General features: G+C 71.1%; 9 protein-coding genes and 2 pseudogenes. 8 read left to right on the top strand and 3 right to left on the bottom strand.

Annotation, left to right across the window (positions count from 1 at the left end):
* Positions 1-76: 76 nt before the first annotated feature.
* From ACERZO_RS25540 to ACERZO_RS25530, 3 genes are all read right to left on the bottom strand, one after another.
* Positions 77-1,621: an amino acid permease gene (locus ACERZO_RS25540; protein ID WP_372667298.1), complete on the bottom strand. Its 1,545-nt coding sequence runs from the start codon at positions 1,619-1,621 to the stop codon at positions 77-79.
* A gap of 70 nt (positions 1,622-1,691) precedes the next feature.
* Positions 1,692-2,621 carry a serine hydrolase domain-containing protein gene (locus ACERZO_RS25535; RefSeq protein WP_372667297.1) on the bottom strand — a complete coding sequence of 310 codons (930 nt, stop codon included), beginning with the start codon at positions 2,619-2,621 and terminating at the stop codon, positions 1,692-1,694.
* Between the two features lie 25 nt (positions 2,622-2,646).
* Positions 2,647-3,786 carry a glycerophosphodiester phosphodiesterase gene (locus ACERZO_RS25530; protein WP_372667296.1) on the bottom strand — a complete coding sequence of 380 codons (1,140 nt, stop codon included), beginning with the start codon at positions 3,784-3,786 and terminating at the stop codon, positions 2,647-2,649.
* Between the two features lie 899 nt (positions 3,787-4,685).
* Between ACERZO_RS25530 and purD the strand changes: the two genes are divergently transcribed.
* The 8 genes and pseudogenes from purD to ACERZO_RS25490 form a co-directional block, all read left to right on the top strand.
* Entirely contained in the window at positions 4,686-5,957 is a 1,272-nt protein-coding gene (gene purD / locus ACERZO_RS25525; RefSeq protein WP_372667295.1) for a phosphoribosylamine--glycine ligase, read from the top strand.
* 115 nt (positions 5,958-6,072) lie between these two features.
* Complete coding sequence (locus ACERZO_RS25520) at positions 6,073-6,453, top strand: hypothetical protein (protein WP_372667294.1); 381 nt, start codon at positions 6,073-6,075, stop codon at positions 6,451-6,453.
* Positions 6,454-6,478: 25 nt separating this feature from the next.
* Positions 6,479-7,045 (top strand): DUF3558 domain-containing protein, encoded by a 567-nt coding sequence (locus tag ACERZO_RS25515; RefSeq protein WP_372667881.1) that lies wholly within the window; start codon positions 6,479-6,481, stop codon positions 7,043-7,045.
* A 9-nt stretch (positions 7,046-7,054) separates the two neighbouring features.
* Positions 7,055-8,626: a hypothetical protein gene (locus tag ACERZO_RS25510; protein ID WP_372667293.1), complete on the top strand. Its 1,572-nt coding sequence runs from the start codon at positions 7,055-7,057 to the stop codon at positions 8,624-8,626.
* A 2-nt stretch (positions 8,627-8,628) separates the two neighbouring features.
* Positions 8,629-9,387 (top strand): ESX secretion-associated protein EspG, encoded by a 759-nt coding sequence (locus ACERZO_RS25505; protein ID WP_372667292.1) that lies wholly within the window; start codon positions 8,629-8,631, stop codon positions 9,385-9,387.
* Positions 9,388-9,520: 133 nt separating this feature from the next.
* A complete protein-coding gene (locus ACERZO_RS25500) occupies positions 9,521-9,832 on the top strand; it encodes a hypothetical protein (protein ID WP_372667291.1) in 312 nt (103 codons plus the stop codon).
* Between the two features lie 71 nt (positions 9,833-9,903).
* Positions 9,904-10,161, top strand: a pseudogene (locus ACERZO_RS25495) (WXG100 family type VII secretion target); the annotation flags it as partial.
* A gap of 1,704 nt (positions 10,162-11,865) precedes the next feature.
* Positions 11,866-12,081: pseudogene (locus ACERZO_RS25490) on the top strand (transglycosylase SLT domain-containing protein); the annotation flags it as partial.
* Positions 12,082-12,090: the final 9 nt, after the last annotated feature.

The raw sequence follows: 12,090 nt of genomic DNA, 5'->3' as shown, positions 1-12,090 counted from the left end.
GTCGGCGTGTCCGTGGCGTCCGAAGGCCGGTAGCCGCATCCACGCAGGACGGACGGGCTACCGGCGCCAGACCGGGTCAGCCGAGTTCCTTGAGCTCCTGTTCCACCGCGGCGAGCTCGGCGGCCGAGCCCTGGACCTTCGGGCCCGTGAACCACTTGCGGGCCGAAAGCACCCACCACAGGGCCGCGCCGCCGAGCACGACCAGGAACGCGATCGGCGTGTAGTTGAACGAATCCACCGTCACCGGTGACACCTGCGGCAGCATGAACAGGAAGAAGATCAGCACGACCCAGATCGTCGCGATGATGCCGACCGGCTTGCCCCACTTGCCGAGCGTCCACGGTCCCGGCTCGAACGAGTCGCCGCGGCGGACGCGCAGGAACACCGGGATCACGTACGCCACGTACAGCCCGACCACGGCGATCGACGTCACCGCCGCGTAGGCCGTCGCGCTCCACAGGTACGGCAGCGCCAGGATCAGCGCGCCGCCCGCGGCGAGCCAGACGGCGTTGGTCGGCGTCTGCGTGCGCTTGTTGATCTTGTGCCAGAAGCCCGATCCCGGGATCGCGCCGTCGCGGGCGAACGCGTAGATCATCCGCGAGTTCGCCGTCACCGACGCCATCCCGCAGAACAGCTGCGCGCCGATGCAGATCAGCAGCAGGAACTTGCCGGTGACCGCGCCGGTCGCGTCGATGAAGATCTGCGCGGGCGGCACGCCGGTGGCCGAGCCGACCGCGCCGTCGTAGTCCTGGATCGCGAACGTCAGGCCGATCAGCAGGATCCAGCCCGCGACGAGCGAGACGACGATCGACATGACGATGCCGCGCGGCCCGGCCGTCGCCGCGCTCTTCGTCTCCTCGGTCATGTGCGCCGAAGCGTCGTAGCCGGTCAACGTGTACTGCGCGACCAGCAACCCCAGCGCGAAGACGTAGAAGGTCGAGCCCCAGCCCGTCTGGTTCACGAAGCTGCCGAAGACGAACGACGCGTCCTGGTGCTTGGCGGGCACGAAGACCAGCACGCCGACGATCACCAGCACGCCGATGAGGTGCCACCACACGCTGACGTTGTTGAGGATCGCGACGATCCGGACGCCGAAGGTGTTCAGCAGGCCGTGCACCACGAGGATGATCGCGAGTAGCAGGATCGTGTGCCCCGGCGTCGCGGCGAAGCCCCACTGCAGGTCGAGGAACGCGTTGAGGAACAGCGCCGCGCCGAAGTCGATGCCGGCGGTGACCGCGATCTGCCCGATGAGGTTGAACCAGCCGGTGAACCACGACCACACCGGGCCGGACTTGTCCGGCGCCAGCTTCGCCGCCCAGTAGTAGAGGCCGCCCGCGGTCGGGTAGCTGGAGCAGACCTCGGCCATGCCGAGGCCGACCAGGATGACGAACACCCCGACCAGCGGCCAGCCCCAGATCATCGCGGCGGGCCCGCCGGTCTTCATGCCGAAGCCGTAGAGCGTCAGGCAGCCGGAGAGGATCGAGATGATCGTGAACGAGACGGCGAAGTTGGAGAACGCGGACATCGTCCGTTTGAGCTCTTGCGCGTACCCGAGCTGGTGCAGGCGCGCGCTGTCTTCGTCGGCGTGGTCGGGAGTGGTCTGCTGGTCGGAAACGTCCATCGGGCACCTCTTGAAAGGTATGCGGCCAGACCATTGAATTCGCCGAAGGTAGCCCCGGTCCCGAAGGGTGTCAAGCCTTCGTCAAATACTCGTCCAGCTGCTTGAGCAGGGGCCCGCCACCTCGGTGGTCGTTCGAGATCAGCGTCGCGGTGACGCCCGATGACGGCTGGTGGTTGCTCCGGAACGTGACGCCGTGGTCGCCGCCCTCCAGCCGCACCACGCCCGGCCGCGGCAGGAAGAAGCCGAGGCCGTAGCCGTCTCCGCGCAGCATCCGGTCCACCCACTCGCGCGGGACGATCCGGCCGTCGAGGAACGCGGGCCAGAACTTCCGGAAATCGGGCGCGGAGCTGTAGATGCCGCCGTCGCCGAAGCCCACCACCGGCAGGCTGAACACGTTGGTGCGGCCGTCTTCGAGGTAGCCGGTGGCCGTTCGCGCGGGCAGCGCGTCCGAGCGGAGGAACGCGGTGTCGGCCATCCCGGCGGGTTCGGTCACGCGGGTCCGGACGAGTTCGGCGAAAGGTATGCCCGCGACCCGTTCGGCGATCAGGCTCAGGACGGCGAAGGCGCCGTTGTTGTAGTTGAACCGTTCGCCCGGCGGGAACTTCTGCGGGTAGCCGTCGAGCGCGGCGAGGTAGTCGGCCGACGTGGCGAGCAGGGGCGTGGGCGGCGGGTCTCCGTCTTCGTCGCAGTAGTCGCCGATGCCGGACGTGTGCGTCAGCAGGTGCTCGACGGTCACGCGGTCGTCGATCAGTGGCAGGTCGTCGCCGAGGACATCACGCGCTTTCGTCGAGAGTTCGAGGCGGCCCTCGGCGACCAGGCCGACGACGACCAGCGCCGTGAACCCCTTGGTACCGCTGGCGATCGCGAACCGCGTGTCGACGGTGTTTTCGATGCCATGGGCGATGTGCGCGTAGCCGGACGCCTCGGCGACCAGCGTTTCGTCGCCGCGGCTGACCAGGATGACACCGGAAAAGGGCGCTTCCACGGACTCAGCGTCCACGGAAGCGCCCTTCGCGGCAACGGGATTACCGGCCCAGGAACGCGTGCAGCGACTCGAGGGCGGTGTCCGGCTGGTCGGCGAAGAAGCCGTCGACGCCGGCCTTGAGGAACGCGGCCTCCTCGGTGAAGACGTCCCCGTAGGCGTCCGGCTCGGCCGACGAGCGCAGGTTCGCCGGCAGGAACGGGTTTTCGTTCCGGAACGTGTACGGCTGCACCTTCAGGCCCGCCTTGTGCGCGTCGGCGACGAGCGCGGTCGGCGAGGTCAGGTTCCCGGCGGCGTCCAGCGGGATGATCTGGCCCTTCTCCGGGCCGAGGTACTTCGCGTACTTCGCGATGTCACGCAGGCCCTGCGGCGTCACGATGTCCTTGTACGTCCGCGGGTCGCCCTTCGCGACGAAGTCCGCCGGAGCGCCGGTCGCCGACGTCAGCTGCAGCAGCGGCGTCCGGACCTGCTTGTGCAGCTCGATCAGGTTCGAGACCTCGAACGACTGGATGATCGCGGGCGCGTCCGGCCGGTCGAGGCCGTTGCGCTTGAGGGCCGTCACCAGCTTCGGCTCGGTCGGGTTGCCGATCGAGGCGAAGAACGTCGAGTGCTTGACCTCGGGGTAGGTGCCGAGCGTCCGGTGCAGCTCCGTGCCGAGCCGCTTGGTCAGGTCGAGCACCTCCTGGAAGGTGGCGATCTGGTAGCGGCCGTTGTAGAGCGTGTTGTGCGGGCGGTTCTGCGGGATCCGCTCGACGGCGCGCAGCGTCTTCAGCTCGGCGAGCGTGAAGTCCTGGGTGAACCAGCCGGTGGTCGAGACGCCGTCGATGACGAGCGTCTTCTTGCGGTCGGCGAACTCCGGGTGCTTCGCGACGTCGGTGGTGCCGCCGATCTCGGGCTCGTGCCGGGCGACGAGCCGGCCGTCCTTGGTGGGCACGAGGTCGACGTCCACGTAGCTGACGCCCATCCGGTAGGCGAGCTCGTAGGAGGCGAGGGTGTGCTCCGGCCGGTAGCCGGGGGCACCGCGGTGTCCGACGATCACGGGGTCATCGTGGCCCCGCCCGTGCGCGGCCGCATCGGCGGACCCCCCGCTTTCCGACGCGCTCGCCGACCCGACGGCCAGCCCGGTGACGCTCAGCAACGCCAGTCCGGCGAGTGCGAGTACGCCGACACGTTTGCGCTTCATCTGGTGACCTCTTTTCACGCAGGGTGTGCCCTGGATGTACTCGCGCCACCCTTGATGTCGCAAGCGTCCGAAGTGCGTATCCGGGCGAACCGGGCGGTGAACGCCGGGTGGACTCCTGCTCGCGCCGGTGTGGCCCGGCGCACGACTCGGGTGCCCGCGCGGCTCGGGTGGTGAACGACTCGTTCACTTCACCTGGTGCTTCGCCTGGTGCGATGAAGGGGTCTTTCATGACGTCTGGTGCGCTCGCGGCCGTGAATCGCGCGCGGCCTCCTGCTCCGCACGGCACCCCCGGCCCTCCCCGGGCAGAGGCTCCGGCAAGTCGCGCCGGCGCACTCCGCCGCGGTTCCGCCAACGTCTTGAATGAGTCATTCAGGACCTCCGAAGACCTGAATGACTCATTCAAGACGTCTGGTGGGCCGGCCACCGGCGGCGGAGTGGCCTGGCCGCGAGACTTCGCCGGGGACCTTGCCCGCCGGGGACCTTGCCCGCGGGGACTCTGCTGGCGGGACCCAGCTGGCGGGGCTCGGCTTGCGCGGGGTTCCTGCCTGCTGGAGCGCTGCCTGCCGGAGTCCTGCCTGCCGGAGTCCTGCCTGCCGGAGCTCTGCCCGCCGCAGCGGCCTGCCTGCCGGAGCTCTGCCCGCCGCAGCGGCCTGCCTGCCGGAGCTCTGCCCGCCGCAGCGGCCCGCCCGCAGCAGCCCGCCCTCCCTGGGGGAACCCCCGCTTCCAGCGTATCGGCGCCCTCGGACGGAACTTCCGGATCGCCGGGGCCGGGGACCGACTTGTCCACACCGGCGGTGACTTGTGGACAAGCCCGTCGGCCGCCTCCTCGCCCGGGCCGACCGACGGCGCGACCGACGGCGAAATGTCCTCCGCGAACCCGGCCGGATACGCTGTGCTGCGTGCGCGTACTGGTAATCGGCTCCGGCGCCCGTGAGCATGCCCTCGTCCTCGCGGCCTCGGGTGACCCCGCGGTCACCGCGCTGGCCTGTGCGCCCGGCAACGCCGGGACCGCCGCCGTGGCCGAGCAGCTCGGTGTCGACGCCGCCGATCCCGAGGGCGTTGCCGCGCTCGCGAAGAGCTGGCAGGCCGACCTCGTCGTCGTCGGGCCCGAGGTGCCGCTCGTCGCCGGGGTCGCCGATGCCGTGCGCAAGGCCGGCATCGCCTGCTTCGGGCCCTCCGCCGCCGCCGCGCGGATCGAAGGGTCGAAGGCCTTCGCGAAGGACGTCATGGCCGCCGCGAACGTGCCGACCGCGCGCAGCGAGGTGGTCGACAACCCGGCCCGCCTCGACGCCGCGCTCGCCCGCTTCGGCCCGACCTGGGTGGTCAAGGACGACGGCCTCGCCGCCGGCAAGGGCGTCGTCGTCACGACCGACTACGACGTCGCGCGCAAGCACGCCATCATGCTGCTCGACGGCGGTCACCCGGTTCTCCTGGAGTCCTTTTTGGACGGTCCGGAGGCCTCGCTGTTCTGCTTCGTCGACGGCAACACGGTCGTCCCGCTGCTGCCGGCGCAGGACTTCAAGCGCGTCGGCGACGACGACGCCGGCCCGAACACCGGTGGCATGGGTGCCTACGCGCCGCTGCCCTGGGCGCCCGAAAACCTGGTCGACGAGCTGGTCGAGCGGGTCGTCCAGCCGGTCGCCGACGAGCTGGTGAACCGGGGCGCGCCGTTCTCCGGCCTGCTCTACGCCGGGCTCGCGCTGACGTCCGACGGCCCGCAGGTCATCGAGTTCAACTGCCGCTTCGGCGACCCGGAGACGCAGGTCGTGCTGGCCCTGCTGCGCAGCCCGATCGCCGGGCTGATGCACGCCACCGCCACCGGCAAGCTCGCCGAGCACCCGCCGCTGGAGTGGGCGAGCGGCGCCGCGGTCACCGTCGTGATCGCCGCCGACGGCTACCCCGGCAAGCCGCGCACCGGCGACGTCATCGGCGGCGCCGAGCTGGAGGGCGTGCTGCACGCGGGCACCCGCCGCCGCGACGACGGCGCCGTCGTCTCCTCCGGTGGCCGCGTGCTCTCGGTCGTCGGCACCGGCAAGACGCTGAAGTCGGCGCGCAAGCACGCGTACGAGACCGTCGAGAAGGTCCACCTCGCGGGCTCGCACCACCGCACGGACATCGCCCTCAAGGCGGCGAACGGCGAGGTCGGCGCCCCGGCGAAACAGCGCGCCTGACGGGCGGAACCGGCGGCCTCCGGTCTTCGTCCAACCACAGGCCATCGCTACACGTGGGTTGGTAACCTCGACGGGAAGTCGGCCGGTCACTGTCCGCATGACGTCAGGGGAGAGCATGTCAGGACCCTCGTACGACCTCAGCCCGGCCGTCCCCGTGGCTCCGGCCGCCGCGGACGTCCTGGTCCACCCGGACAAGCTGCTCGACGTCGCCCGGATCGTCGAAGAGCAGGCCAACGCGCTCGAAGACCAGCTGCTCACCAAGCTCGGCCTGCTGCGGATCGACGCGCCGTCGGCCGACGTGATCAGCACCCAGTCCATCGAGGCCTGGAACTCCCTCATCGCCGACGGCGACCGCTCCTACGCGGGCCAGGTCCGCGAGTACGTCGCCGGTCTGAAGCGCCTGGTCTCGCAGCTGCGGGACGCCGCGAAGGACTACAAGGTCAGCGACGAGGAGAAGGCGGCGGTGTTCGGTGACCGCGCGAAGCACGGTGCGTAGCCGGACGCTGCGGATCACCGGGGGCGTGCTCGCGACGGCGGCGCTCGCCGGCTGCTCGGCGGGCACCGAAGGCACCCCGTACCCGGTCGAGACGGCCGCGACCGCGGCGTCGCAGAGCGCCAAGGCGGCCCAGCTGCCGCAGCGCCCGGCCGACCTGCCGCTGCAGGGCGTCAACCTGTGCGAGGTCTTCCCGCAGGTGCAGCTCGACGCGCTGAAGATCACCAGCACGCCCCGCGAAGGCCCGTCGGAGGACGGGGCGACGTGCGTGTTCGACGCCGACGGCGCCGAGCCGGTGCACGCCTACCACGTCCGGGCCGTGACGGCGGACCTCGAGGAGTGGATCACCGGGGCCCGCAAGAAGAACAGCATGACCACCGAGCCGAAGACGATCGGCGGCTACCCGGCGCTGACGAACTACCGCGCGGCGGGCGACCCCGCCGACTGCGAGGCGCTCGTCGGCGTCGCGCGGGGCCAGACGCTGGCCGTCCAGACCTTCGCCATCACCCGCGGCAAGCTCACGCAGCCGCAGCTGTGCGAGATGTCGGTGCACGCCGCCGACATCGCGTTGCAGACCCTGAAAGCACGCAACTAGGGAGGGCGCGTGGAATTCTCCGAGCTCGCGGCCGGCATCCAGAACCACCGGTTCGACGGCTGGACCAACACCGCGATCGCCGACCAGATCACGCGGATGGTCAACGGCGACGGCACCGGCAGCATCGGCACGGCCGTCGACGCGCTGAAGGCCGTCGCGACCGCCCTCGCCCACACCGACCAGACGCTGCGCGCGCAGCTGCTGAAGCTCGGCGTCGAGTGGCAGAGCCAGGCGGGCGGGGCGGCCAGCCAGGTCCTCACCGAGCAGGCCGGGTTCTCCCAGGACGCCACGACGAAGGTCGCGCACGCCGCCGAAATGGTGTTCGAGCAGGGCGAGTCCTTCAACCGCACCAAGTACAAGCTGCCGGACGCCGAGACCGTCCGGAAGGGCGCGGGCGGCTACACGCTCACCGACGGCCTGCTGCTGTCCCTGATCGGCTTCGAGACCGACCACGCGCGTCAGGTCGAGGCGGCGAACGACGCCAAGGAGCAGGCGAAGCAGGCACTCAACGAGTACGCGCAGGAAAGCGGCACCAACCTGCTCTCGACGCAGTCGCTGTCCGACCCCGAGTCGCTGAAGCTGGCCGCGCCCGGGATCACGCCGGGCGTGCTGGACGTCGCGGGCGCCGCCGTCGCGGTGACGCCGGACGGCGGCGTGAAACCCGCTTCGGACAAGGTCCGCTCGGTGCACGTCGACCCGCCGGTGGTGCAACCGGTGTCGCACACGGTCCACGCCGACCCGCCGACCCCGGTCTACGGCGTCGCGGCGCAGCAGCCGTCCCGGCCCGCCCCGCAGCCACCGCGCCAGACCGGCTCGGTGACCGCGCCGGCCGCCCAGCACACGACGCCGTCCTCGTCGACGACTCCGGCGGGCGTGAAGCCGCCGACGTCGACGCCCGCGCCCGGCTGGGTCAACGCCCCGGGCCGCGGCACGGCGTCCGGCGACTCGACGCACTTTTCGCCCGGTCTCTCGGTCGGAGCCGGCGGCGAGCAGTTCGTCCCGCCGGGGGCGCCCGGCTCGCTGCCGCCCGGCTCGTCGCCGGCGACCGCGCCCATCAAGTCGCTCGGCGGCGGGGGCGCGTCCGGCGGCGGAGGCGGCCTCGACAGCTCGGCGGGCCGCGGCCCGGACGGGCTGCTGGCCAAGGGCCGCACGGTGGGCTCGATGCCGCAGCCGCCGCTCCCGCCCGGCCAGTTCACGGCCGAACGCGGGTTCCCGGTCAAGCCCGGCGCGACCCCCGGCGAAATCGGCGCGGGCGCGGCGGCGATCGGCGCGGGCGCGGCCGGTGGCGCGCTGAGCGGCGACAAGGAGCGTCAGCGACGCGAGAAGGGGCCGGCGAAGGGACCGGTGCGGCCGCTGCCGGTCGGCGAGCTGCCCGAGGAGGAGGCCGCCGCGCTGCGCAAGTCGGAGCAGATCAGCCCGAAGCAGAAGCCCGGCGAGGCGAAGTTCCTCAACGAGGCGGCCCCGCGCGAGGACGACGCCGAGCACGTCCGCCGCTTCGGCGTCGACGACCAGGACCTGTTCGCCGACCAGCGGATGGTCTCGCCCGACGTGATCGGCGACCACGACGGGGACGGGCGCTGACCGTGTCGCTGGTGCTGTCCGCGCACGAGTTCGATGTGCTCTGGGAGTCGCTCGAACTGCCCCGCCGCCACGTCGCGCTGGACGTGCCGAGCGAGGGAATGACCCACGCCGAACGGCGCGAGCTGGTGGACGCGGCGTGGGCGTCGCTGAGCGAGCGGCGCCTGGCCCGCAACCGCCGGGTGACCGGCGAAGTGGCCGACCAGCTGCACCTGCTGGCCCGCCCGCAGTACGGCATCGACGTCTGGGTCTGGGCCGAGCGCGAGATCCGCGGCCGCGCGGTGAGCGCCCGCGGCCAGGCCGTCCTCGCGGTGGTGGACCACGGCGAGGTCTGGCTGATCCCGGCGACCGAGGACGGCCTCGCGGAGACGGCGGTCTCGGTGGCGGGCGACCTCGGGCCGGGCATCGGCCAGACGGTGAGCATCCCGTACGACGTCCTCCGCGCGGCCGACTCGGCGGCGAAGGGCGACGCGAAGGCGCTGGTCACGGCGTTGGAGGACCGCGGCGTGGAGCTGTTCCACGCACAGGAGCTGTCGGGGATGCTGCTGGGCCAGGAGGCCCGCGGCCAGTTCGGCGCGGAACGCGTCGGCCGCGACGGCGTCGTCCACCGGGCGGGCCGTGTGGTGGCGTTCTTCGACACGGACGCGGGCCGGTACCTGTTCCAGGTGGTGTCGGACCGCGAAGGCCGCGAGTGGGCGACCGTGACCCCGGCCGACAACGCCCTGCTGGCGACCCGGATCCGCGAGCTGGTGGCGGAGGCCTGAGCCCCGCCGGGTGGAAGTTGGCCGGGATCCGTACGCGCGCCCCCCGGGAAGTCATAAAGTAAGCGCGGGAACCGTCCCGGTCACGGCGACGTCTGATCGGGCGGATACGAGTTTCCGAAGGGGATGACGAACCGTGCCTGTCTACGACACCGAATCGATGGCCATCGCGGCCGGCCAGGTGGAGAAGCTGAAGGACGAGTTCGAGAAGTCCAAGCAGAAGGTCACCGGCCTGGACCACGAAAAGGAAAGCCCCTTCGGCGGCATGGACGAGACGGGCGACGCCCACGGCGCGGTCGGCAAGTTCAAGGACGGCGTGCACAGCCAGTTCGACGCCGCGGGCAAGCACATGGAGGCGCTGGGGTTCGCCATGCGCAAGGCCGCCGGGCTGATCGCCGAGACCGACCAGGTCGGGGCGAGCGACCTCAAGCTGCACGTCGACAAGTGAACTGAGCAGGGGGCACGAGAGTGGGCTTGAACGGGAACGGCGCCGGAACGCCGGACAATTGGGACACCTTCATGAAGAAGGTCGACCAGGTCGAAAAGGTGGATCTGGGAAAAATCACCGCGGCGGCCGCGCAGTTCCGGGAGGCGGGCAAGAACGCGGGTGACCACACCGCCTCCCTGAAGAGCTCCACGGACGCGCTGGACGCGAAGGTGTGGGCCGGCCCGGCCGCCGACCAGTTCTTCACCTACGTCCGCCAGGTCCGCGACGCCGGCACCAAGGTGCAGACCCACCTCGAAGACGTCGCCAAGGACCTCGACAGCCTCGCGTCGACCCTCGAACAGATCAAGAAGAACGTCGGGGACAAGCAGCTGGCCGCGGAGAAGGCGGTCAACGAGCGCAACCAGCAGGCCCAGACCGCGATGGACGCGGCGGACCGGGCGGCCGCGGCGCACCAGCAGGACCCGAACAAGCCCGCACCCGCCCAGACCTCCGCGGAGATCAAGGCGAAGGCCGCGACCGACATCCACACCATCACCGCGGGCTTCGACGGTGACGTGACGGGCCTGCAGACCCAGGCCGACACGGCGATCAAGGCGTCGCAGAAGCTGATGTCCCAGCAGATCGAGGGCGGCTACGACCAGGTCCCGCTCCCGGCCAGCACCCCGGCGGCACCGAAGAGCACCGGCGGTATCCACAGCAACGGCTCCTCCCACCACGGCGGTGGCGGTGGCGGAGGAGGCGGCGGAGGCGGCGGCCTCGGCCCGAGTGGCGGCCCGCCGTCGTCCCCGCCCCCGGGGAACGTGCAGCAGTGGATCCAGGAGGCCATCAAGGCCCTGCAGGCCGCCGGCGTGCCGGTGACCGACGCCGACATCCCCAACATCTGGGCGATCATCCAGCACGAGTCGGGCGGGAATCCCAACGCCATCAACAACTGGGACTGCGTGCCGCTGGACACGCAGATCCTGACCCGGCGTGGGTTCCTGAAGCACGACGCGGTCGAGGTCGGCGACGAGACGATCGGCTTCAACCCGGCCACCGGGTGCAGCGAGTGGACGCGGATCACCCGGGTCGTCCACCACGAGGACGCCGAGCTGGTCCGGATGGGCAATTCGCGCTGGGAGGCGACCACGACGCCGAACCACCGCTGGCTCAACCTGCCGCGGGTGCACGTCCGGCGCACCGGTCTGCCGATCGTCTGCCCGGAGTGCGGCTGGGAGCCGCGCGCGGAGCACCAGCCCGAGAACGGCGTCGCGGTCCATCGGCGCAAGAAGCACAACATCGCTTCGCCGAAGCAGGAGAACCGGTACGAGACCCAACCCGGCTTCGTCACGACCGCGGAAGTCCGCTCGCGCGACCGCATCCTCCTCTCGGCGCCCGCCACGACCGAGTCGACTCTGGACGTCAGCGTGCCGGAAGCGGCGATCCTCGGGTGGATCGCCGGTGACGGTCACGTCGAGACCCGGCGGCACCGCCGGACCATGTCCATCGCGCAGTCGAAGCCCGAAATGGTGGCGAAGATCCGCCGGCTCCTCGACGGCGTGCCGCACGCGGTGTACGTCGACGACCGGGGTGGGTGCGGGCCGCGGCACCAGTTCCGGCTGGACCACGACTACGCCCAGGACCTGCTGGCGCGGGCGGGGAACCCCAAGTCCGACGCCGTCACGCAAGTGCTGGCGATGTCCGACGGCCAGCGTGCGGCGTGGCTCGAAGCGATCATCGACGCCGAGGGCACCCGGTACCTGCGGCCCGGCTACTCCGAACCGCAGGTGGTCGTCTACCAGGCGCCCGGTGCCGTCCTCGAGGCGATCGTGCTGGCCGGCTACCTGTCCGGGTCGCGGCCGCGGGTGCTTCCGGTGGAGCGGACGAACCAGCCGGAAACCTGGCAAGCCGAGTTCGCCGTGCACCTGAACAACCCGATCGTCACCGGAGCGTTCCTGCGCAAGGAAGCCGCCGGGCGGGCCGACGTGTGGTGCGTGACGACGGAACTGGGCACGTGGACGGCCCAGGAAGGTGATCACCTCTTCCTGACCGGCAACTCGAACGCCGCCGCCGGGCACCCGTCCAAGGGGCTCATGCAGTGCATCGACTCGACGTTCAACGCCCACAAGCTGCCCGGCCACGACAACATCTACAACCCGGTCGACAACATCATCGCGGGCGTCCGGTACTCCTACGACCGCTACGGCGGCCTCGACAACGTGCCGGGCATCAAGGCCATGGCCCACGGAGGTGCCTACCGGGGCTACTAGCCTGGCCGC

This window comes from Amycolatopsis kentuckyensis (genome assembly GCF_041679295.1).
Taxonomy (GTDB): domain Bacteria; phylum Actinomycetota; class Actinomycetes; order Mycobacteriales; family Pseudonocardiaceae; genus Amycolatopsis; species Amycolatopsis kentuckyensis_A.
Note: the sequence above shows the minus strand (reverse complement) of the source record. Positions and strands in the feature narration are given on the sequence as shown.